This is a genomic window from Rhodococcus sp. BP-349, assembly GCF_019835845.1.
Lineage (GTDB): Bacteria > Actinomycetota > Actinomycetes > Mycobacteriales > Mycobacteriaceae > Rhodococcoides.
The window spans coordinates 94,017-116,459 of the sequence record NZ_JABUDR010000003.1; the positions used below are offsets into that span (position 1 = coordinate 94,017).

At 65.2% G+C, this 22,443-nt stretch carries 15 protein-coding genes; 11 read left to right on the plus strand and 4 right to left on the minus strand.

Going from position 1 to position 22,443, the window contains the following annotated elements:
• Positions 1-62 precede the first annotated feature (62 nt).
• A complete protein-coding gene (locus HQ325_RS16810) occupies positions 63-2,297 on the minus strand; it encodes an MMPL family transporter (protein WP_222631264.1) in 2,235 nt (744 codons plus the stop codon).
• A 163-nt stretch (positions 2,298-2,460) separates the two neighbouring features.
• Between HQ325_RS16810 and HQ325_RS16815 the strand changes: the two genes are divergently transcribed.
• Complete coding sequence (locus HQ325_RS16815) at positions 2,461-3,084, plus strand: TetR/AcrR family transcriptional regulator (RefSeq protein ID WP_222631265.1); 624 nt, start codon at positions 2,461-2,463, stop codon at positions 3,082-3,084.
• 119 nt (positions 3,085-3,203) lie between these two features.
• Here HQ325_RS16815 and HQ325_RS16820 read toward each other — a convergent pair whose 3' ends face one another.
• Both HQ325_RS16820 and HQ325_RS16825 read right to left on the minus strand, forming a co-directional pair.
• On the minus strand, positions 3,204-4,442 hold the full coding sequence (locus tag HQ325_RS16820) for a glycoside hydrolase family 1 protein (RefSeq protein WP_222631266.1): 1,239 nt from the start codon (positions 4,440-4,442) through the stop codon (positions 3,204-3,206).
• Between the two features lie 100 nt (positions 4,443-4,542).
• Complete coding sequence (locus HQ325_RS16825) at positions 4,543-5,217, minus strand: SDR family NAD(P)-dependent oxidoreductase (RefSeq protein WP_222631267.1); 675 nt, start codon at positions 5,215-5,217, stop codon at positions 4,543-4,545.
• Positions 5,218-5,708: 491 nt separating this feature from the next.
• Here HQ325_RS16825 and HQ325_RS16830 point away from each other — a divergent pair, with 491 nt between their 5' ends.
• The 6 genes from HQ325_RS16830 (at position 5,709) to HQ325_RS16855 (ending at position 14,792) form a co-directional block, all read left to right on the plus strand.
• Positions 5,709-6,467, plus strand: a complete 759-nt coding sequence (locus HQ325_RS16830; RefSeq protein ID WP_222631268.1) for a GDSL-type esterase/lipase family protein — start codon at positions 5,709-5,711, stop codon at positions 6,465-6,467.
• A 56-nt stretch (positions 6,468-6,523) separates the two neighbouring features.
• Complete coding sequence (locus HQ325_RS16835) at positions 6,524-7,753, plus strand: MFS transporter (protein ID WP_222631269.1); 1,230 nt, start codon at positions 6,524-6,526, stop codon at positions 7,751-7,753.
• Positions 7,754-7,801: 48 nt separating this feature from the next.
• Complete coding sequence (locus HQ325_RS16840; protein WP_308014735.1) at positions 7,802-10,354, plus strand: glycoside hydrolase family 78 protein; 2,553 nt, start codon at positions 7,802-7,804, stop codon at positions 10,352-10,354.
• A complete protein-coding gene (locus HQ325_RS16845; RefSeq protein ID WP_222631270.1) occupies positions 10,351-11,598 on the plus strand; it encodes an alpha/beta hydrolase in 1,248 nt (415 codons plus the stop codon). Before HQ325_RS16840 ends, HQ325_RS16845 begins: the two co-directional genes overlap by 4 nt.
• Positions 11,599-11,654: 56 nt before the next feature.
• A complete protein-coding gene (locus HQ325_RS16850; protein ID WP_222631272.1) occupies positions 11,655-12,905 on the plus strand; it encodes an alpha/beta hydrolase in 1,251 nt (416 codons plus the stop codon).
• A 150-nt stretch (positions 12,906-13,055) separates the two neighbouring features.
• Complete coding sequence (locus tag HQ325_RS16855) at positions 13,056-14,792, plus strand: CocE/NonD family hydrolase (RefSeq protein ID WP_222631274.1); 1,737 nt, start codon at positions 13,056-13,058, stop codon at positions 14,790-14,792.
• A 90-nt stretch (positions 14,793-14,882) separates the two neighbouring features.
• On the opposite strand, the gene HQ325_RS16860 is transcribed toward HQ325_RS16855, so the two are convergent.
• Complete coding sequence (locus HQ325_RS16860) at positions 14,883-16,595, minus strand: IlvD/Edd family dehydratase (protein WP_222074437.1); 1,713 nt, start codon at positions 16,593-16,595, stop codon at positions 14,883-14,885.
• 44 nt (positions 16,596-16,639) lie between these two features.
• Between HQ325_RS16860 and HQ325_RS16865 the strand changes: the two genes are divergently transcribed.
• The 4 genes from HQ325_RS16865 to HQ325_RS16880 all read left to right on the plus strand — a co-directional run bounded on the left by HQ325_RS16865 (position 16,640) and on the right by HQ325_RS16880 (position 22,279).
• Positions 16,640-17,458: an IclR family transcriptional regulator gene (locus HQ325_RS16865; RefSeq protein WP_222074438.1), complete on the plus strand. Its 819-nt coding sequence runs from the start codon at positions 16,640-16,642 to the stop codon at positions 17,456-17,458.
• 163 nt (positions 17,459-17,621) lie between these two features.
• On the plus strand, positions 17,622-18,398 hold the full coding sequence (locus tag HQ325_RS16870; protein WP_308014781.1) for a fumarylacetoacetate hydrolase family protein: 777 nt from the start codon (positions 17,622-17,624) through the stop codon (positions 18,396-18,398).
• Entirely contained in the window at positions 18,395-19,435 is a 1,041-nt protein-coding gene (locus HQ325_RS16875) for a zinc-binding dehydrogenase (RefSeq protein ID WP_222631276.1), read from the plus strand. Before HQ325_RS16870 ends, HQ325_RS16875 begins: the two co-directional genes overlap by 4 nt.
• A gap of 120 nt (positions 19,436-19,555) precedes the next feature.
• Positions 19,556-22,279, plus strand: a complete 2,724-nt coding sequence (locus HQ325_RS16880; protein ID WP_222631278.1) for an alpha-L-rhamnosidase — start codon at positions 19,556-19,558, stop codon at positions 22,277-22,279.
• Positions 22,280-22,443 lie beyond the last annotated feature (164 nt).

A 22,443-nucleotide genomic window follows, 5' to 3' on the forward strand; every position in this document is an offset into this window, starting at 1 on the left:
GTGTGGAGACGGCCGAATTAAGGCGGCCACCTCCGTGTGGAGGTGGCCGCCTGGATTCGGGTTCAGTCGAGTGCGGGTTCTCTGCGTGTGGGCGATGGGACCTTGTCCGCGAGGCCTTCGCCTTCGATGTCGAGGTTCGGCAGGAGTCTGTCGAGCCATGCCGGTAGCCACCACATCTTCTCGCCGACGATCAGCATGACGGCGGGGACGATGAGCATGCGAACGAGGAAGGCGTCGGCGAGGATTCCGATCGCCAGTGCGAAGCCGATGGTCTTGATGATGAGCTGGTCGGTCAGTGCGAAGCCGGCGAAGACACCGAACATGATGACGGCTGCTGCGACGACGACGCGGGCGCTGTACTGGAATCCGATGATGACCGCGCGTCGTGCCTCGGTGCCGTGAACGTGCGCTTCACGCATGCGGCTCACGAGGAAGACCTCGTAGTCCATGGCCAGACCGAGCAGGATGCCGGTGAGCAACAACGGAAGCAGGAACACGATCGGGGACTCGGTGTCCACGCCGATGAGTTCGGACAACCACCCCCACTGGAAGACGGCGACGGTGGCGCCCAGGGAGATGCCGACGGAAAGGAGGAATCCGAGGGCAGCCTTGAGGGGAACGAGGATGGACCGGAACACCAGGACCAGAAGAAGGAAAGCCAAGGTGACCACGACGGCGAGGTACAGCGGGAACACCGATGTCAGGCTGTCGGCGATGTCGACTCCGACTGCGGTCTGACCGGTCACCAGTGCGCGGGCACCGGTATCGGCGGGGAGGTCGGCCATCGAACCCCGGATCTCGGCGACGAGATTCTTGGTGGCAACGTCGGAAGGTCCACTGCCGGGGAGGATCTGGATGGTCGTGAACTTCACGGCCGCGAGCTGCTGATCCAGGGACTCCACTGCCGGGGGCACGATGGCGACGACGTCGTCGCGGATGCCGTCGAGTCGTTGCACGGCAGCGTTCACCGCGGCGGTGGGATCAGCCGAACCGGCGGTGTCGATCACGACGATCAGCGGTCCGTTGGCACCGGGACCGAAGTTCTCCGCGATGGTGTCGAAGGCGACGCGGCCACTGGTGCCGGCCGGCGCGGTTCCCTCGTCGGGGATCGCCAGTTCCATCGAAGCGATGGGGATGGACACCACGACGGCGACGGCGAGGCCTGCGATCAGCGCCGGCCACTTGCGTGCACTGACCGCTTCGACCCACCGACGACCATTGGTGCGCGGAGCGGCGACGTCGCCGGTGGACGTGCTGCCGTCGGAGTCGACGTCGGGTACGGCGGCGGACATCTTTCCTCGGGCGACTTTCTGGCCTGCGAAGCCGAGGATCGCAGGGAGGAGGGTCAGCGCGACCAGAACCGCGATGAGGACCATGAAGGCTCCTCCGAGGCCCATCTGGGTGAGGAAATCGATTCCGCAGATGGCCAGGCCGGCCAGCGCGATGATGACGGTGAGACCGGCGAAGACGACGGCGGATCCGGCAGTACCGACCGCGCGCCCTGCCGCGTTCTCGAGCGAGTGGCCTTGCCGTATCTCGCTCTGGTACCGGGACATGATGAACAGTGCGTAGTCGATGCCGACGGCGAGTCCGAGCATCGTCCCCAGCACGGAGGTGGTGGAGCTGAGGTCGATGAATGCGCTGACGACGGTGATGCCCAGGACGCCGATACCGACTCCGATGAGTGCGGTGAGCAAGGGCATCCCGGCGGCCAGGAGTGAACCGAAGGTGATGGCGAGGACGATGATCGCCACCCCGGTGCCGATGAGTTCTCCGAGAGGCAGGTGTTGTTCCACCGCAGCCGCGTCGCCGCCGACGGACATCTGCAGTCCTGCTCGTTCACCCGCGGCGCTGACGTTCTCGAGCGCCGTCCGGTCGGCGTCGACCAGTTCGATGGCGGGTACGGAATAGGTCACCGTGGCGTAGGCGGCGCGCCCGTTCTCCGACACTGTTCCTGCTGTGAACGGATCGGCTACAGCTTGGACGTGGTCGCTCCGGAGGGCGCCGAGAGCGTCGTTCACTGCCGCGGTGTTCTGGGGGTCCGTGAGCTTCTGGCCCTCCGGCGCCTCGAAGACGATGCGGGCAGTGGCGCCGTCAGCGCTCTCGCCCGTGCGATCGCTGATCAGGTCGAACGCCTCGGTCGATTCGACCCCTCCGAGCGTGAATGCATCGCTCGTCTTGGTGTCGAGGGTCGCGGCCCCCACGATGCCTACCAGGAGGAGCAGTGCCCACACCCCTGCCACGAGTTTGCGGTGCAGGAAGGACCAGCGGCCCAACCGGAAGAGTTGCCATGCCATCGAAATGCCTCTCGTGTGGATGGCCTCCGCCATCGCCTGGTACCGACTGCACATACAGAACCATGAACCATCTCGGTAGTCACTACCATTTACGCAGTTGTGCCGGATGTCACTACCGGTCGGTAGTGAGACCCGAGTCGGGTCGGGCTGTTAATCTGGTGCCATGGGCCTCCGGGAAAAACATGCTGCGCAGACGCGCGAACTCATCCTCGACGCCGCGTTCCCGCTGTTTCTCGAACGTGGATACGAACAGACGACGATGGAGGAGATCGCGGCGCGGGCGCAGGTGGGTACGACGACCCTCTACCGCTATTACCCGAGCAAGGACATGCTGGTCATGGGTCCGCTCGAACTGAACGGTCAGATGGCAACCGAGTTTCGCAGTAGGCCTGCGGACGAGCCGGTCGAGGTTTCCCTCGGCCACGCTGTGCGAGCGGCGTTGACTGTCCCGCGTGCAGGGCTCGAACGATTCCTGCAGATCCGACAGGTCATCCTGCAATCGTCCTCATTGGCGACCCGGTTGCTCGAGCAGTACACCGACGAGCGGACTCGACTGCAGAACGCTCTGGCCGATCGACTCGGACGACCGTCCCACGACCTGTACTGCAGGGCCACCGCGCGTACCGCGATCATGGTCCTCGAACTGGCCGGCGAAGTGGCCGGTGAGGACACCTGGGTGCTGTCGACCGAGCGAAACGACGACGACTTCGCCGACCGGGTCCTGGACTCGGTGACCCACGTGGTGCGACAGCTCATGGACACCCCCCCGTCGCTGCCCCAACTGTGAACCCTTGCGGCACTACTGAGCACGGTGTGCGCTCGACGTAGCTTCCTGATCGGTGTGGCACCCCCTCGAGGGTGTCCGTATCCCGCGCTCCGGCGAGTCGAGATGACCGACGCGACGGTTCAGACGGAGTTCGCTCGCGCGATCGCCGAGTACACCGCGGCACTCGGCTTGGGCGTGCGAACGAACGTCTCGCGATCGACTGCGACAAGGCCGTACTGGGCGCCGAAGCCGGAGGTCCATTCGAAGTTGTCCAACAAGGACCAATGGAGATATCCCAGCACCGGCACACCGTCGTCGATCACGGACTGCAGACCGCGGAGCGACGGCTTGATGAAGGCGGCTCTCGCGGTATCGTCCGGTGTCGACATTCCGTGTTCCGTGACCATCACCGGTACCCGGGCCTCCTCGTAGGCGTACCGGACGGCTCCGGCCAGGGAGAACGGGTCGATCACGGTCCCGATGTGCGTGGTCACGGCGCCCTCGGGTGGTCGTGTCACGCCGTGACCGTCGAAGTGGACCTGCTCGTAGTTCTGTACGCCGATGAAGTCGTCCTCGCGGGCGAGTTCGAGCCAGTGTCGGTAGACGTCGACTCGTTTGCCGTCACGGGCAGTCGGGTCGTCACCGACCACCACGTCGTCCATGATCGCCAACGACAGGCCGACAGGGAGGTCTGCGTAGCGGGTCTTGATCACGGCTCGGGCTGCGATATGGCCGGCAGTGATACCGTCGATGAATCCTCGAATGTTCTCGGGCGGAACGATATTGGCGAGTCCGTATCGTGGGACACCCGATACCTCCGCCGCTGCGGACAAGGTTGCTCGAGCGAAGTCGATGACGGAGTAGGGCAGGCCCGTCAGTTCGAGCAACTGTGGAAGGTTCGGCTCGTTGACGGTGATCGCGTAGGCGATGCGGTCTCCGAAGCGTTCGATCACGCGGTCGCAGTAGCGCGCGAACGAGTCGGGTGCCGAGGTGTCCAGCCAACTGCCGCGCATCGCGAACCAGTGTGGGCAGGTGAAGTGATTGAGAGTCACGATGGGTGCCAGACCGAGTTCGAGGCATCGGTCCACGATGGATTCGTAATGATCGAGCGCATCGGTCGAGAACTTGCCCTCGACAGGTTCCACGCGGGACCACTCCACGGAGAAGCGGTACGCGTTCAGGCCCATACCGTGTGCAAGGTCGATGTCCTCGCTCCAGAGTTCCCAGTTGTTCACAGCTTTGCCGGACGGCTCGGCGAACACCGTCGGGGTGAGGTTCTCGACGAACCAGGTGTCACTGTCGACGTTGTCGCCTTCGACCTGGTGTCCGGCATGTGCCGTACCCCAGAGGAAGTCGTCCGGAAAAGGTGCATTCGTCATCGTTCGTCCTGTCGTCGAGCGGCACGAGGGAAGTCATCGGCCGTCATGCACCGGGCACCCTCGACCCGCGTGGGGTCCGGTCTGTGGGGTGGTGGGTCGGTCAGTAGGTGGCGCGGCCGCCGCTGATGTCGTAGACGGCGCCGGTGGAGAAGGAGACGGAATCGGACGAGAGCCAGGACACGAGGGCGGCAACCTCGGCTGGTCGTCCTACTCGTTTCATGGGGATGAGGCTGGTGATGTGTGCGAGAACGTCGGGGGCGGTCGTGGCGTTCATCGGTGTCTCGATGACGGCCGGGGCGATGGCGTTGACCAGTACTCCGGTGGTGGCCAGTTCTTTGCCGGCGGATTTGGTGAGGGCGATCACGGCGGCTTTGGTGGCGGAGTAGACGGACAGGTTGGGGTTGCCGTCCTTGCCGGCCATGCTGGCGAAGTTGACGATGCGTCCCCATCGGCGGTCGATCATGCCGGGGAGCACGGCGCGCATGGTGTTGACGGTGCCGTTGACGTTGACCTCGAACACGGTGCGCCAGTCATCGGGGGTAGTCGAGTGCAGTGGAGTGTTGGGTCCGACGAGGCCGGCGGAGTTGATCAGGACGTCGATCGGGCCGATCTGCCGTACTGCTCGTTCGATCTCGCCGGGGTCGGTGACGTCGAGGACGATGTCGGGATTCCCGAGGATGTCGCAGGTGACGACGGTCAGGCCGTCGTGTCGCAGTTTTTCGGCGGCCGCGGCGCCGAGGCCGCTGGCACCACCGGTGATCAAGGCAGTTCGCATGGGTGTCGACTCTTTTCGTGTGATCGTCCCTGCAGTAAGGGCTGAACGACACCGGGGACGGTTGCGCGGAGCGGCGTGATCGGAGATGGGTGCTCTTTGCATGCTGTTTTCCGTGCACGTCCGGGCCTGTGCTTGGACTGCCGAGACTAGATCACATTCCACCTGCAGTAAACTATTTCCGATTATCGGAATCCACGCAGGCGGCCACAGCGAAGGAGTGCTCCGACCTGTCGGTCGGCGACCGATTCATCTGCGGGTACTTCCGCCCGTCTTGTCGCTACTCGAACCCGGGCTCGCGACCAGCTCTTCCGATTATCGAAACGATGATTTACTATGTGGAATACGAGGATCGGACCGGAAGAGGTGCCCGCAGGGCAGCCACTCCCGTCGGCGGGGCACAGCCCGAACCGAATTCCGGTGACCCCGCTGGATCGCTCATTCACTGCCCGACAACGCTCGAGCGAACGGGCTGCGTTGCGAGAGGACACGTCATGACCGACAGTCACGCCGACCCTTCACGGGCTCCGCATGATTCGCTACCCGGCGAGTTCTCGCCGGGTCTGCTGAGACGATTGATCGTCGAGCCGCTTCTGACACCCGTGCTGACACGATTCCTCGGTCCGGGCCAAGTCATGCGAGCGTCGCAATTCGAGCAGTTCCCCGCCCCGGAGGGCCATGTCGTCCTGCTCGGTGACAGCATCACCGAGCTCGGTCTCTGGCAGGAATGGTTCCCGGGCCTTCCGGTCTCCAACAGGGGGATCGGCGGCCAGGTGAGCATCGACCTGCTTCACCGGCTCGACACTGCCATCGGTCGTCCCGCCGCGGTATTCCTTCTCATCGGTACCAACGACCTGACCTTCGGAGTGCCTTTGCACGAGATCGTCCGGAACGTCCGTGCCCTTCTTTCCGAGATCGAGCGCCGCGCACCCGGTACACCTGTCGTCGTGCAGAGCGTCATGCCGCGAACTCGGCGCTACCGGGATGATCTCGTGCTTCTCAACCGCGCGTATCGATCCGTGGTCGAGCACTCGCCCGATCATGTGGAGTACCTCGATCTCTGGCCGGCCCTGGCGGACGAGAGTGGTGACCTGCGTGTGGAGTTCACTGTGGACGCCACCCACTTGACGGGCGCCGGATATGCCGCATGGATGCAGCTGCTCCGTCCTCGGGTGGAACGCTTCATCACCCTGTCGGACCGGTCCACCCGGATCTCGTCACCGATGTCCTCCGATGCGGAAGGCCACCGATGACCTCCTCCGTGACGCCTCGGGACCCGGACGACCTGACCCGTGAAGGTGCAGAAGCTATGCCGGGTCCGATGGGTCGTGCACTCGTGTTCCTGCTGCCTCTCGGTGTCTTCGGCCTCTTCGTCCTCCAAGGTGGAGTGGTTTCGGTCCTGTTGGGTCGGCAGGTCGCCGAGCAGTATTCCGAGCGAGAATCGGTGGGAGTACTCGGCGCAGTTCTCGCGGTGGCCGCACTGGCGGGCCTGATCAGTCAGCCCGTCTGGGGCCGGTTGAGCGATCGCGGATCGGGCCGTTGGTTGGGGAGACGCAACACGTGGGTTCTGGGAGGTGCGCTCGCTGCAATTCCCCTCATGTCGGCACTCGCGGTCGCCGAGAATGTCGTCGTCATCACCGTCCTTTTCGCGCTGTCGACGTCTGCGACGAGTGCGGTCGCAGTGGCCGTGTCCACAGCGTTGCCCGAGCGAGTTCCGATCGCGCGCCGCGGCTCGATGTCGGGCGCTCTCGCGGTCTGTCAGATGGTGGGCCTGATCGCGGGTGTTGCACTGGCGGGAGCCGGCGGGATCGTGTTCGGCTATTTCGCAGTGCTCGTCGTCTTCGTCGCCACGTCATCGGCATTCGCGTTTCTCGCGCGAGATCCCTCTCGCACAACGGAATCGGTCGACGTCGTTCGGCAGCCGAGTGAGTCGGGACGTCGCTTTCCCCCGTGGGGCGAAGCCCGAGATTTCTACATGGCTGCCGCCGGACGCTTCCTCATTCTGTTCGGAGCGTCGAGCGCCCTGGGTTTCCTGCTGTACATGCTGAGGGATTACGTTCGAGTCGGGGACGGATCCATCGAGGCCGCGACCGAAGCCCTGGTCCCGCTCACGGCAGTGAACGGTGTCTTCACACTGATCTCTGCGGCCATCGGTGGTTACCTGGCGGACCGATTCGCGCGGCTCAAGATCTTTGTCGTCATCTCCAGTCTGTTACTCGTTCCGTCGGCCGTCATTCTGTTCTTCGTTCCCACCATGACCGGGATGTACGTCGCAGCAGCCGTTCTGGGCCTCGGCCTCGGTACGTATCTCTCGGTCGACCAGGCGCTGGTGGCGATGGTGCTGCCCAGCAAGGGTGGTGCGGGAAACGACCTCGGACTGATCAACATCGCGAACACACTTCCGAGCGTCCTAGCACCGGCTGTCGCCGGCGGCCTCGTCACCCTCACGGGTTCGTTCCGGCCGGTCTTCGTCGTCATGGCGATCTCGGTGACGCTCGGCGCACTCACCGTCCGGTACATCAGTGACGCGGTCCGTTAGGTGTCGACCACTGCAGCAACCGCAGCAACCATTCGGAAAGGCACGACTGTGGAACCAGTCTGGCGAGGTACGTTCATCAGCGATGCGCGGCCCACGGAAGCCGGCGATCCCGCAACCTACTTCCGCCGCGGATTCGAGGTAGGACGCTCACTCCAGCGCGCCACTCTCCGGGTGACTGCTCTGGGAATCGTGGTAGCGCACATCAACGGTCATCGTGTCGGTGACGACGTTCTGTCACCTGGCTGGACGTCGTATCGTCATCATCTCGACGTCCGGTCGTACGACATCACCGAGTTGCTGGCAGAGGGCTCGAACGCTGTCGGTGCAGTGGTCGGTGAGGGCTGGGCGAGCGGGGCATTGACGTGGAACAACACCCGTCACATCTATGCCGACAGGCCGGCGTTGTTCGCCGAGATCACGCTGGAGTACGCCGGTCGGACCGAGGTCGTCGCCACCGACGACAGTTTCCGTGTCGGGACCGGTGGCGTGCGCGGTAACGGCATCTACGCGGGTGAGACGTTCGACGCGCGTCTCGAGCCGGACGGGTGGACACGCGCGGACTTCGACGACGAGGACTGGGTTCCCGCGTCCACCGTCGACTGGAGTACCGAGACACTGCGTGCGCCCCCGGGCCCGCCGATCCGGCGCCAGGAGGCCGTGCCTCCCGTCGATGTCCGACGCACCGACGTGGGGCGGTACATCGTCGATTTCGGCCAGGTCCTCACCGGTTGGGTACGCCTGAGAGCGACCGGCCCGGCCGGGACCACGATCACGATGCGGCATGCTGAAATCCTCACCCCGGGTGGCGAACTCGAGCGGGAGACCAACCGGTCCGCCGAGGCCACCGACCGCTACGTGCTCGCCGGAACCGGCGTCGAGACCTACGAACCGCAGTTCACGTTCCACGGATTCCGCTACGTCGAGTTCGAGGGATGGCCCGGGGAGCTCGCCGCCGACGATCTGTCCGCCGTGGTGGTCCACTCCGAGATGGCCCGAACCGGGTGGTTCGAGACATCCTCGGCCCTGGTCACGAGGTTGCACGACAACATCGTGTGGTCGATGCGCGGCAACTTCGTGGGCATCCCGACCGACTGCCCCCAACGCGACGAGCGGTTGGGATGGACCGGAGACATCAACGCGTTCGCCTCCACCGCGACCTTCCTCTACGACGTTCGCGGCGTGCTGGATTCCTGGCTCCGCGACCTCGCCGCGGAGCAGGCGGACATCGGCACTGTCCCCTGGGTCGTGCCCGACGTGCTGCCGCACGCATCGTCGGCGACGGCCCTGTGGAGCGACGTCGCGGTGAATCTCCCGTGGCAGCTGTACCAGGAGTACGGCGAGCTCGACCTGCTCCGGTCCGCCTACGCGTCCATGACCTCGTTCGTCCGCGAGGTCGAGGGTCAGTTGAGCGACGAGTACTTGTGGAACACGGGTTTCCAGTTCGGAGACTGGCTCGATCCCGACGCCCCGGCGAACGACCCGGGGGGGTCCCGAACCGATCGATACCTAGTCGCACAGGCGTATCTCTGCAGAACCACGGCGCAGATGGCGGCAACGGCGGACCTTCTCGGCGAGACTGCCGACGCCGAGGACTTCCGTTCCCTGAACCTCCGGGTCCGTGACGCGTTCGTCCATGAGTACCTCACTCCCGCCGGTCGTCTGGCCAGCGAAACGACGACCGCCTACGCGCTGGCTATCGTCTTCGGGCTCCTCGACGACGGACAGCGCGAGCGGGCGGGGAACCTCCTCGCACGCCTCGTCGAGCGGGATGGTTACACCATTCGCACAGGTTTCGCCGGCACGCCGCTGCTCACCGACGCCTTGAGCAGCACCGGCCACACGGCCGAGGCCTACCGATTGCTGATGCAGGAGGAGTGCCCTTCGTTCCTCTATCCCGTGACCCGGGGTGCGACGACGATCTGGGAACGATGGGACGCCGTTCGACCCGACGGCACGGTGAACTCCACCGGCATGACATCGCTCAACCACTACGCGCTGGGTGCGGTGGCCGACTGGATGCACCGAGTAGTCGGTGGTCTGCAGTCGCTGGAGCCGGGCTGGGGCCGAATCCGGATCGCACCGGAGCCGGGTGGTGGCCTGACCTCGGCAAAAGTGGGACACACGACCGTGCACGGGCACGTCGCCTGCGAGTGGAGGATCGCGGACGGGCGCATGACACTCACGGTGGACATACCCGACGGGACATCGGCGACGGTCGTGTTGCCGGGCGCGCCGGACGGCCGAGTCGACGAGGTCGGGCCGGGTGAACACAGCTGGGAGTACGAGTTGCCGGCCGACTACGTCACCGGGACCACGCTCACGCTCGCCTCGACGCTCCGCGATCTGATGAACGATGCCCGGGTCTGGCCGGCTGTCGGCGCCATGCTCGCCGGCCATCTTCCCGACGTGTCCATGGATGCCATCGGCTCACTCTTCGGCGACGCCCCGTTGTCCGACGTGTTGGCTTTCCTCCCGGGCGACTCGGCAGACTTCGAACGTCGACTCCACGATGTCCTGAACGGTATCGAGCAGCCACCGACCGCGTCATCCGACTCCCCGACAGCCGACGTCGATGACGTCCGTCGAGAAAGAACGTCATGAACTCCACTCGAGAGCCGGACTCCGCTCGCGGACAGGCCGCGAAAGCCAGGCGACCCGTACGGTTCGGGGGTCTGCGGACTGCCGCAGGGGTCGTCGCGGCCGTCATCGGTCTTCTGATCAGCTATCTCGCGTTGGGCAATCTTGTGCCCGCGGGAGAGAGCGTCTTCACTCTGGCGCCGACGTACGTGTGGGCCAACTTCGCGCCTCAGCTGGTGGTCGTGAGTCTTCTCGGTGTGCTTCTGTGTGTTCCGCTCTGGCTGGCGCGACACCGGCCGGTCCTTCGCGGTACAGCCTCCGTGTTGGTCATCATCGGACTGGTCGCCTCCGTCACCATCACCGCCTCGCTGCTGACCGCCGCGTCACGCGAGGGTGGGTCGGTGAATCTCGCGCGGGCGCTCACGTTGTCCAGTCCGCTCCGAGCGCCGGATGAGATCGCCACGTACGTCACCGTCGACGGGCAGCCCCAGGAGGCGCGAATCCACGTGCCGGACAGCGGTGCCGACGGCGCGCCCGTCCTGATGTACATCCACGGCGGCGGGTGGTACATGGGAGCAGCGGCAACGGACGACAAGACCGCATCGTGGTACGCCAGCCAGGGCTGGTACGTGGTGAACGTCGACTATCGGTTGTCGGGCGCCGACTACCCCACGTGGGACAAGGCGCCGCAGGACGTCGCGTGCGCATTGAGCTGGACGGCTCGGAAGGCCGGCCTCGCCGGTGCGGACACGGATCGCCTGACAGTGATGGGTGACTCGGCCGGCGGGCATCTCGCCATGCTCCTCGGATGGTCGTCCGCGGCCGGTGCCGCCGTGTCGTCCTGCCCGGAGGCGGGGGGCGTTCCGGTTCCGGACGCGGTGGTCGCCGGCTACCCCGTCGGTGACCTGACCTACACGTACGACAACGGCGCCGCGCCACTCGGCATCGGCCCGAAGGATTTCACGCGTGATTTCCTCGGTGGAACCCCGGCCGAGCAGCCGGAGCGACTCGCTGCGGTGTCTCCGTCGACCTACATCGGTCCGTCGGCGCCGCCGACCCTGGTTCTGCAGCCGGAACGGGACGACTTCATCCCGGCCGAGGGCAATTACCGCCTGGTCGAGCAAGCACAGGATGCTGGTGCGGAGGTCACGCTCGCCGACGTGCCTTTTGCGTACCACGGATTCGATTCCTTCCAGGGGTCGATCGGCGGTCAGCTCAGGAACACCGTGATCCGGCACTGGCTCCAGGAACAGAATCTCGCTCCCTGACCCTTGACTTCCTCGTGTAGCGACGTCGACCACGCCTACAGATCGGACGAATCTCGATGACCTCGAACGACACTCCCGCCAGTTCCTCGGGCGGCGCAGAAGCAGTAGAACCGACCCGCCCGAGACCGTCGGTTCTGCGCACCACCGGTGGCGTCGTCGCCGCCGTCATCGGAGTGGTGGTGACGTATCTTGCGCTCGGGACCTTGTTCCCGGCCGGATCGCGAATCATCACGTTCCTACCCGCGTTCGTATGGGCGATCGCCGGGCCACACCTGGTCGTTCTCAGCGTCGTCGGAGTGCTGTTGTGTGTTCCGCTGTGGCGTGCCGGACTTCGCCCCGTGCTACGGCTCGTCGCAACAGCTTTCACGGTGTTCGCAGTCTTCGCGTCCGTGACCGTCACCGCAGTCATGGTGACGGGAACACACGGCGACGGCGGGTCGGTGGACCTTGCGCGAGCGTTGACCCTGTCGACACCGTCGCAGGGTCCCGATGAGATCACGTCGTACGTCACCGTCGACGGAAAGGCGCAGGAAGCCCGCGTCTTCGTGCCGGAGAGCGGTGCCGAGGGCGCCCCCGTTCTCATGTACATCCACGGAGGCGCGTGGAACATGGGATCTGCAGAGGACACCGATTCCCTCGCACGGTGGTACGCCAGTCGCGGTTGGTTCGTGGTGAACGTCGACTACCGGTTGTCGACCCCGGACTACCCGACGTGGGACAAGGCACCGCAAGACGTGGCCTGCGCGCTGAGTTGGTCCGTGGGCAAGGCCACCACCGCGGGGGCGGACCCGGATCGGCTCACCGTGCTCGGTGATTCGGCAGGCGGTCATCTCGCGCTACTGCTGGGCTGGTCGGCCGCCGGTGGCGCCGCGACGTCGTCCTGTTCGGAAGCAGGACAGGTTCCCGTTCCGGATGCTGTCGTAGCGGCCGCTCCGGTCAGCGATCTGGAATACACCTACGACAACGGGGCTGCACCCGTCGGAGTGGACCCTCGCGAATTCACGAGCGACTTCCTGGGGGGTTCCCCGTCGTCGCAGCCGGAGCGTCTGAGTGCAGTGTCGCCGTCGACGTACCTCACCGACTCGGTTCCGTCGACTCTCGTCATTCAACCTGAACTCGACGACTTCATTCCTGCGGAGGGGAACTACCGCACCATCGATCGAGCGCAGGAACTGGGTGCCGATGTGACGCTCGCGAAAGTGCCCTTCGCTTACCACGGGTTCGACTTGTTCCCGGGCGCCATAGGCGGCCAGATCAAGAATTCGATCGTGTCGACATACCTGGAGGGACTCGGTCTGGCTCCCTGACAGGGGAGCGCCGCGCTGCGCCATGCCAACTGTCGGGGGCCGGCACGAAATAAACGGTGCCGCAACGGTAAGCACGAGGATCAGGAGAACGCCGCGCCACGACGCCGAGTCGCGCGCTGCGTCGACGCAAGAACCGGAGAGGAATGCTGGATGTTCGAGACGACCACGGCGGACTCACATGGCTCGACGACCGAGCGAGGCCCGTCCCTGGTGAGCCGGAGCATCTGGCGAATCACAGGAGCGAGCGCGCCCACGAGCAGGTACGAGGTGGGTGAAGGCCCCAGAATTCCGGTCGGAGACGGTGTTGCTCTCGCAACTCGTCGATACCTCGCCGAGGCGGGAACGGCGAACCCATTCCTGCTTCTGTGCACCCCGTACGGTTTGAAGGCGAGTGACAGCGAGGCCGCCTTCTACGCATCCCGAGGCTACGACGTACTCGTGATCGCATCCCGCGGAACCGATACTTCGGGCGGCGACTACTGGGCGATGAGGGACGAGGCGGCGGACGGTGCACGAATACTCCGGTGGCTGAAGCATCAACCCTGGTACCGCGGTTTCGTCACCATCGGGAAGAGCTACAGTGCCTTCGCACAGTGGGCACTCGCAGAGTCCGATGTACCGGAATGGCTCGGGATGGTGACCTCGGTCGGGCCCCACGATATCGGGAAGGTCTTGTGGGGGAGAGGGCCTTTCGAGCTCGTGAGCTTCTTCGGGTGGAGCCGGATGATGGCGAGGCGACGAAGTGCGCCCACCTCTGGTCTGGCGATGTTGAACGATCTTCGCAAGGACGCGAAGGACAACGCCGCTGCACTGGCTCGGAAATCACTCCGTGACATGTCGAGTCGGTCGATGCGACTGCGCGCACAGTGGTTCGACGAGTGGCTGCTCCATCCGGACCCGTCGGACGTCTACTGGGCGGACTATCGGCACGACGGACCCCTCGCCACGGTGAGCAGGCCCGTCCTGGTGATCGGCGCGTGGCATGACGTGTTCCTGGGTCAGTCTCTCGAACAGATCGAGTCGCTCCAGCGGCGAGCCGTCGATGTCGAAGGCCGGATCGCTTTCGACGGCCATGCCGACTCCAAGCTGAGGTCGGCGCTCAGTCCCGCCGAATCCGACGCGACTCTGGACTGGCTGAAGAGTCTGCCGAACAGATCCGCACCGCTCTCGGCCGACGGCGAGACCCGTGCCGGCTCCAGGATCACTGCCCTGGTGGGGGGAAAGTCGAAGACCAGGCCGCGCGAGCTCGTGGTGGACTCGTGGCCGCCGCATGCCGACACAGTGCGATTCGGTGGTGAGGGCCGTCCACTGAGCCTCGAACGGGGAGGCGTTGCCGAGTTCACCTACGACGCACGTGATCCCACGCCGTCGATCGGAGGCGCGCACATGGGACCCGGAGCCGGAGTGCGCAACAACAACGAACTGGAGGCCCGAGGGGACGTCGTGTTCGTGACCAGTGAGCCACTCGCTGCGCCGTTGCTGGTGGGAGGTCGACCGCGCCTCGGCGTGGAGGTCGAGTCCACGCAATCCGACTTCGATCTGTTCGTACGCCTGACGGACGTGGACACACGGGGGCGGTCTCGGAATGTGAGTGACGCAATAGTTCGCTTCGACGATCGTGGGAACTGGACCGGACCGCGGGTCGTCGACGTGGAACTCGAGCCGATGATGTACGAATTCGCTGCCGGACACCGGCTGCGCGTCCAGATCAGCGGCGGGGCATATCCCAGATTCTCGCTGCACCCCGCGTTGCGGTCGTATGACGAAGGCCCCGAAACGTCCAAGTCTGTTCGTCACCGGGTCGTGCTGGACACGCTCCGGCTCGATCTTCCACGGGTGTCGACCGGTACGCGCCGGAGCACGCAGGCTGCTTCGGACGGTGGGTAGGTCGACATCCTGGCGGCCTCCACCGCGACTCCACGCACATCGGCTCCTGTCGCACTGGCCGATCGGAGAGGCCTCGACCGACGGTGGCGGTCAGTGCGACTCGCGGGTGACCTCGGAGCCCGAGGATCCGGCGAGAAAGTCGAGGTCGGCACCGGTGTGTGCCTGCATCACATGGTCGATGTAGAGCCGTTCCCAGCCTCGTGACGGTGCTGCGTACGCTTCGGCCGTCGAACTGTCGTGTGTCCGCTCGAGCCACTCGCTGTCCGTGATCTCGACGTCGAGGCGCCGGGCGGCGACGTCCAGCACCACCACATCTCCCGTCCTGATCCGTGCCAGCGGGCCGTCGGCGGCGGATTCCGGCGAGACATGCAGAACCACTGTGCCGTACGCCGTCCCGCTCATGCGGCCGTCGCTGATGCGCACCATGTCTCGGACGCCTTGCTCGAGCAGTTTCTTGGGTAGAGGCATGTTGGACACCTCCGGCATTCCGGGATAACCGCGTGGCCCGCAGCCGCGCAGGACCAGGACCGAGGTGGCGTCGACGTCGAGGTCCGGGTCGTCGATCCGTGCTCGGAAGTCCTCGATGCTGTCGAAGACCACGGCCTTGCCGCGGTGTCGTACGAGGTGGGCGGATGCCGCTGCAGGCTTGATGACGGCACCGTCGGGCGCCAGGTTGCCGCGCAGCACCGCGATCCCGCCTTCCTCGAGAAGGGGGGTGTCGCGTGTCCGGATGACTTCGTGATCCCAGATGGGGGCGTCGTCCAAGTAGTCGACGAGCGGTCTCCCCGTGACGGTGAGAGCGGTGGGGTCCAGCAGATCTCTCACTTGGCGTAGCACGGCGAGAAGGCCTCCGGCCCTGTGGAAGTCGTCCATCAGGAAGCGGCCGGCCGGGAGGAGATCCACGAGCACGGGTACGCGGGAACCGATGCGGTCGAAGTCGTCGAGAGTGAGGTCGATGCCGAGTCGTCCGGCAATGGCGAGCAGGTGGACCACGGCGTTGGTGGAGCCGCCCGTCGCAGCGAGAGCGACGATAGCGTTGTGGAACGATCTGTCGGTCCAGAGGGTACTGGGGCGTCGATCCTCGGTGACCATCTCGACCGCCAGCCGTCCGGTGGCGTGGGCCATCTCGAGAAGACGGCTGTCCGGTGCGGGAGTTCCGGCGAGGCCGGGGAGCACGGCCCCGAGAGCCTCGGCGACGAGCGCCATCGTCGACGCCGTCCCCATCGTGTTGCAGTGTCCGCGACTGCGAATCATCGATGATTCGGATCGGGTGAACTCGGCGCTGCTCAGCTCGCCGGCGCGTACTTCTTCCGACAATCGCCACACGTCCGTTCCGCAGCCGAGTGGCTGTCCACGGAAGGTGCCGGTGATCATCGGGCCGCCGGGGACGACGACCGCGGGCAGATCGACCGAGGCAGCGCCCATCAGGAGTGAGGGGATGGTCTTGTCGCATCCACCCAGGAGTACGACGCCGTCGATCGGGTTGGCTCTGAGCATCTCCTCGGTCGACATGGCGGCCAGGTTGCGCCACAGCATCGCTGTCGGTCTGACCTGGGTCTCACCCAGCGACATGACGGGTAGTTCGAGGGGAATGCCCCCCGCCTCGTAGATGCCGTTCTTGACGGAGACGGCCACCTCGGACAGGTGGGCGTTGCAGGGGGTGAGGTCGGACGCGGTGTTGGCGATCGCGATCTGCGGTCGTCCGGAGAAGCTGTCACCCGGCGTACCGCGACGCATCCACGCACGGTGGATGTACGCATTCCGCCCGTCTCCGTCGTACCACGTCGAGCTTCGGAGCGTCATCCCGCACCTTCCGATTATCGAAACGATGATTTACTATATGGAATATGGAGTCTAGACCGGGAACAACGAAGTCGTCGAGGATCGACGCGGTGTCCGCGGGTTCGGGCGCCGAATCGAGGTTGGTGGGCTCGGACCGAGTACTGGCGGTTCTCAAGGATCTGGCGAGGTTTCCCGATGGTGCGTCGCTGGACGAACTGACGCAGGCGTCCGGAAGCCCCAAACCCACGGTGCACCGCGCGTTGAGTTCCCTGCGGCGAGCGGGCCTGGCCGACCAGGACGGCCGAGGCAAGTACCTGCTCGGCGACGAGGTGCTGCGAATGGCGTTCGCCTTCCACGAAGCGCGACCGGAACACCTTCGCATGCAGCCGGTGCTCGAGGCGCTTTCGGATCGGTTCGGGGAGACGACCCACTATGCGGTTCTCGACGGGCGCGAAGTGGTGTACCGAGCCAAGGTCGATCCCGGCGTCGGGAGCGTGCGATTGACCTCGATGATCGGTGGCCGCAACCCGGCGCACGCTACCGGCGTCGGAAAGATGTTGTTGGCGTGTCGACTTCGGACCCGATCGGAAGTCAAGTCGTGGGTCGGTTCCTTCGACCTGGTGAGGCGGACTCCGAACACCCTGTGCACCGTGAACGATCTCCACGATGATTTCGCGGCGACTCGCGAGCGGGGTTTCTCCATCGACGACCAGGAGAACGAGATGGGCATCAATTGTGTCTCCCTCCCGGTCTACTCGGTGTCGTCGTCGGTTCCGTCCGGTGCGCTGAGCATCAGCGCGCTCGCGTATCGGACGCCCCTGAGTTCGCTTCTCGACGCCATGGACGAGATCAAACATATGACGCGGGACTTGACGAGTCCCTGACCATCGGTCACTGCTACACCACCGACTCGATCCGTCTTCGTGATCGAGCGGACCTTCGATGTCCCCGGACAGGAGTGCCATGTACTTGATGCGGATAGGTGAACACGGATCCGAGAAACCGGTCGCGCGTGTCGACGAGCGTCACTATGTCGACTTGAGCGACGTGGTCGATGACGTGGACGAGGCGTTCTTCGGGTCGGGCGGTCTGGAACGAGTGAGGATCGTCGTGGCCGAGCGCGCCGCGGCGGGTGACGTGCACGAGTTCGCCGGCGAGCGTATCGGCGCCCCCATCGCCCGGCCGCACCAAATTCTCTGTATCGGACTGAATTACAGCGACCACGCCGCAGAAACCGGCCAGGCCGTTCCCGCCGAACCCATCCTGTTCACGAAGTCGCCGAACACCCTGGTGGGGCCGAACGACGACGTGCGTCTACCGCGAGGGGCGACCAAGCCGGACTGGGAGGTCGAACTGGGCATCGTCATCGGCGAACGAACGAGCTATCTGGACAGCCCCGAGCAGGCCCGGCGATGCATCGCCGGATACGTCGTGGTCAACGATGTCAGCGAACGAGCGTTCCAACTCGAGCGTGGTGGCCAATGGGCGAAAGGCAAGTCCGCCGAGACCTTCAATCCCGCCGGGCCCTGGTTGGTCACGACGGACGAGATCGACGATGTTCTCGCCCTGGGAATGTGGCTCGATGTCAACGGCGTGCGGAAGCAGGACGGTTCCACCGGGACCATGATCTTCGATCCGTACGTCATCGTGCACTACCTCAGTCAGTTCCTCGTCCTCGAGCCCGGTGACCTCATCAACACCGGCACACCGCCCGGCGTGGGAATGGGCTTCACACCCGCGCAATGGCTGCAGGTCGGCGACGTGGTTGAGCTGGGTATCGACGGTCTCGGCGCCCAACGGCAGACCGTCGTCGCACCGCGATGACGACCATGCGTGCGTTCGTGGTGACGGCCCCGGGTGAGGGCGGCGTGTACGACGTGCCCCTGCCCGTCCCGGCTCGGGGTGAGGTGGTCGTCGACGTCGAGCGCGTCGGGGTCTGCGGTACGGACGTCGAGTTCTTCGATGGTGAGATGGCCTATCTCGAGCAAGGTTTCGCGTCCTATCCCATGCGCCTCGGGCACGAGTGGGCGGGCACGGTCAGCGCAGTCGGAGGGGACGTCGATGCGTCCTGGATCGGCAAGCGCGTGATGGGGGACACGATGCTGGGGGACGGCACATGTAGGCGGTGCCGTCGTGGACAGCAACACGTCTGCGAACAGCGGACCGAGGTCGGCGTCCGCGGAGGGCGCCCCGGTGCCCTGGCCGAGCAGATCGCAGTGCCCGCATCGTCGCTGCACGAGCTCCCCGATTCCGTGGACGCTGTTCTCGGCGCGCTGGTGGAGCCCGGGGGCAACGCCCTCCGCGCAGCATCGGCTGCATCGGTCACGAAGGGGGACCGTGTACTGATCATCGGCCCGGGGACGATCGGACTCCTGACCGCCATGTTCACTCGGTCGTGGGGAGTCGAGACCCACGTGCTGGGCCTGTCGGAAGCGTCGATGCAGTTCGCCCGTAGCCTCGGATTCGACAATGTGTGGACGGCGGACACGCTGGTCGACATACCGTTCGACGCCGTCGTCGACGCCAGCAACGACCCGAACGCTCCCGCGCGTGCCGTGGACCTCGTGGAACCAGGTGGACGCGTCGTCTACATAGGTCTCGCGGGGAGCGAAAGTGTGGTCGACACACGAGATATCGTTCTCGGCGACATCACCGCGGTCGGTATCCTCTCGGCCTCACCCGGGTTGTCCGACACGGTGGCTGCGTACGCGGCCGGTCATGTCGATCCCGCGCCGTTGGTCGCCGCAACAGTCGGGCTCGACAGCGTCGCAGATGTGCTGGCGGGGTGGCGCCCCGAGGGAGCGGGAGACGGGCCGAAGATCCACATCGATCCGAGGTCTCCTGCGCGATCGACTCTCTGAGCCCGCCCCGGACCGCACTCGGACACGCTCCGCCACGGTGTCGGTGGTTCTCGATGAAGTTTCTGCAGCCAAGTCCCGCTGCTCGCAGCGCCGTCCTTGCTCACTCGATGGGAGAATTGAATGACCCCGAACTCTGACGTGACCATCTCGAATGCGACCGGGCTGCACGCGCTCCGGCTACGTACCGACTGCTTGGTCGACCCGATCGGGATCGGCGTCGAGAACCCGGAATTCTCGTGGCTTCTCGGTCCTCGCGGCGCCGATCTGATCCAAGTGGCCTACATGGTGCAGGTCGCCGAGGGCGAGGATTTCACCGATGCGCTCCTGTGGGAGAGCGGCAGAATCGAGTCTCACCTGCCCTACGGCGTCCGGTACGCGGGCGCACCACTCACAGCCGCCACGGCCTACTCCTGGCGTGTGCGGGTGTGGTCCGACAAGGACGACGAACCCGGCCCCTGGAGTGAGGCGGCCACCTTCGAAACCGGTATCGACAACGAACGGTGGAGCGCCGACAGCTGGATCACAGGACCGGAGCCGAGCTCGCCGAACGACGATGCAGCGCTGTACCTGCGAGGTGACCTGACCCTGCCGGCAGCTGTGGTCCGGGGTCGGGCCCACGCGACCGCATTGGGGTGGTATCGACTTTTCGTCAACGGTGTCGACCTCACGGGTCCTTCTCTGGTTCCGCGGTGGACACCGTTCGACGACGTGGTCGAACACCAGACATACGATGTCACCGAGGCCTTCCGGACTGGCCACAACGTCGTCGCTATTGCCGTCGGAGACGGGCGTTTTCGTGGCCGACTCGGATTCCTGAATCGTCGGCGCGTGTACGGAGACCGGCTCGCGGCCTCCATGCAGGTCGAGTTGGATCTCGCCGACGGAACCACCGTGACGTGGGAAACCGGGAAGGAGAACTGGTTCGCAGGGCCGGGTCGGATCACCGGGTCGGATCCCAAATACGGTGAGCGGGTCGATTACCGCATCTCGGACGAGGACTGGCTCGACGGTCACGACGTGCCGTCGAGATTCACTCCCGCAGAGATACTTCCGCAGCATCCGCGTCGGGTGATATCCGAGGAGGTCCCGCGGGTGGGAGAGGTCGAACGACTCGCCGCACAGCGCGTGTGGCGATCTCCTTCGGGCAAGCAGTTGGTCGACTTCGGTCAGAACGCCGCCGGCGTCGTGCGTGTCCGACTGTCGGGCCCAGCGGGTTCGACAGTGACGCTCACTCACAGTGAATTGACGACCGCCGACGGTGAACTCGACACGGAGTACATCCAAGCGAACAAGAAGCGGCCCTGGTTCCAACGAGACCAGGTCGTGCTCGACGGCGTCGAGCGCTGGTTCCAGCCCTGGTTCACCATTCACGGGTTCCGCTATCTGGAGGTCGACGGGTTGACGTCGGACCTCACGATCGACGATGTCGAATTCGTGGTGCTGTCGTCTCGACTGTCCACGACAGGATCGTTCTCGTGTTCCGACCAGCGACTCACTCAGCTGTGGCAGAACGTTTTCTGGAGTACGCGAAGCAACTTCACCGATACCGCGACCGATTGCCCGACCAGGGAACGGTCCGGGTGGACCGGGGACATCCAGGTCTTCACCCCGGCAGCGACGGGAATCCTCGACTCACAGGCTTTCCTGCGGCGATACATGAGCAACATGGCGATCGACCAGAGGCCCGACGGCCGTGTGCTGCCTTTCGTCCCGGGTGAGATTTCCAGCGCAGTCGGTCGAGTCATGGTCACACTTGCCGAGACGCTGGCCAATTCGGCCGGGTGGGGAGATGTCGCCGTCCGAACTCCCTGGGACATGTACCGCTATTACGGTGATACCCGAGTGCTGGAAGAGCAGTACACGGCTATGTGCCGCTGGGTCGGACACATGGAGCGTGAGGCTCGCACCAAGAAAGGACTGCAGCGTCGGTTCGTCCGAACCCGGGTCGGGCACCTCGAACGCTACGTCCTGGACAGCGGCTTCCACTGGGGTGAATGGTTACGGCCCGGCGAGACATTCCCCCTGAACATTCTCGAGGGCCCACGTCGAGGCGCCGTCGTGGCCACTGCGTATTTCGCCTCGTCCGCTCGGCTGCTCGCACAGATCGCCGAGGTGCTCGGCCGGCAGGACGACGCAACCCGGTACACGCACCTGGCAGACAACGTCCGCCGCGCCTGGCAAGCGGCGTTCATTCGCGCCGACGGTCGGATCGGCACCGACCGACAGGACGACTATGTTCGCGCCCTGGCCTTCGATCTGGTGCCGTCGACTCAGCGACCCGCGGCCACGGCACGATTGGTCGACTTGATCGAGGACGCAGGAGATCATCTGGGTACCGGCTTTCTTTCCACGCCGCTGCTGCTGGCGACATTGGTGGACAACGGCCGCAGCGATGTCGCGTTCCGTCTGCTGATGCAGGACACCTCACCATCCTGGCTGCACCAGGTAACTCTGGGCGCGACCACTGTCTGGGAGACCTGGGAGGGTTACGGCAGCGACGGGCGTGGAGAAGCCAGCCACAACCACTACGCGTTCGGCGCCGTGGTGGGTTGGCTACGGGAATCTCTGCTCGGCATCACGCCACTCGAACCCGGTTATCGGCGAGTCGGCATCGCACCCGTGATCGGTGGGGCACTGTCGTTCGCCGAAGGCTCTGTGGAGACCCCGTTCGGAACTGTGTCCGTGCAGTGGCGCGTGGACGGGCCGACAACTGTTCTGGACACCGAGATCCCGACCGGAACCGACGCCCGTGTGCAACTGCCGGACGGTCGAGTTCATGACGTCGGCCCGGGGCGACACACCTTCGAATGGACCACGTCCCAACCGGCCCGACTCGTCGGATGAGGCGACGGTAGAAAACCCGTTAGTCGAGGGTCGACACGTGGTGTCGGTTTCACTTCTCGGCGACAACGACAGTCACACCGTGGCTGCCCGCTGGACGGGTCGCGCTTCGATATGTGTGTGGACTCCGTCAGTGAAAACGGCGCAGCGCCGAGCTTCGTCACGGC

Coding starts and splice junctions, on each gene's coding strand:
- HQ325_RS16810 (WP_222631264.1), bottom strand. CDS start 2,297: ATGGCATGGCAACTCTTCCGGTTGGGCCGCTGGTCCTTCCTGCACCGC.
- HQ325_RS16815 (WP_222631265.1), top strand. CDS start 2,461: ATGGGCCTCCGGGAAAAACATGCTGCGCAGACGCGCGAACTCATCCTC.
- HQ325_RS16820 (WP_222631266.1), bottom strand. CDS start 4,442: ATGACGAATGCACCTTTTCCGGACGACTTCCTCTGGGGTACGGCACAT.
- HQ325_RS16825 (WP_222631267.1), bottom strand. CDS start 5,217: ATGCGAACTGCCTTGATCACCGGTGGTGCCAGCGGCCTCGGCGCCGCG.
- HQ325_RS16830 (WP_222631268.1), top strand. CDS start 5,709: ATGACCGACAGTCACGCCGACCCTTCACGGGCTCCGCATGATTCGCTA.
- HQ325_RS16835 (WP_222631269.1), top strand. CDS start 6,524: ATGCCGGGTCCGATGGGTCGTGCACTCGTGTTCCTGCTGCCTCTCGGT.
- HQ325_RS16845 (WP_222631270.1), top strand. CDS start 10,351: ATGAACTCCACTCGAGAGCCGGACTCCGCTCGCGGACAGGCCGCGAAA.
- HQ325_RS16850 (WP_222631272.1), top strand. CDS start 11,655: ATGACCTCGAACGACACTCCCGCCAGTTCCTCGGGCGGCGCAGAAGCA.
- HQ325_RS16855 (WP_222631274.1), top strand. CDS start 13,056: ATGTTCGAGACGACCACGGCGGACTCACATGGCTCGACGACCGAGCGA.
- HQ325_RS16860 (WP_222074437.1), bottom strand. CDS start 16,595: ATGACGCTCCGAAGCTCGACGTGGTACGACGGAGACGGGCGGAATGCG.
- HQ325_RS16865 (WP_222074438.1), top strand. CDS start 16,640: ATGGAGTCTAGACCGGGAACAACGAAGTCGTCGAGGATCGACGCGGTG.
- HQ325_RS16875 (WP_222631276.1), top strand. CDS start 18,395: ATGACGACCATGCGTGCGTTCGTGGTGACGGCCCCGGGTGAGGGCGGC.
- HQ325_RS16880 (WP_222631278.1), top strand. CDS start 19,556: ATGACCCCGAACTCTGACGTGACCATCTCGAATGCGACCGGGCTGCAC.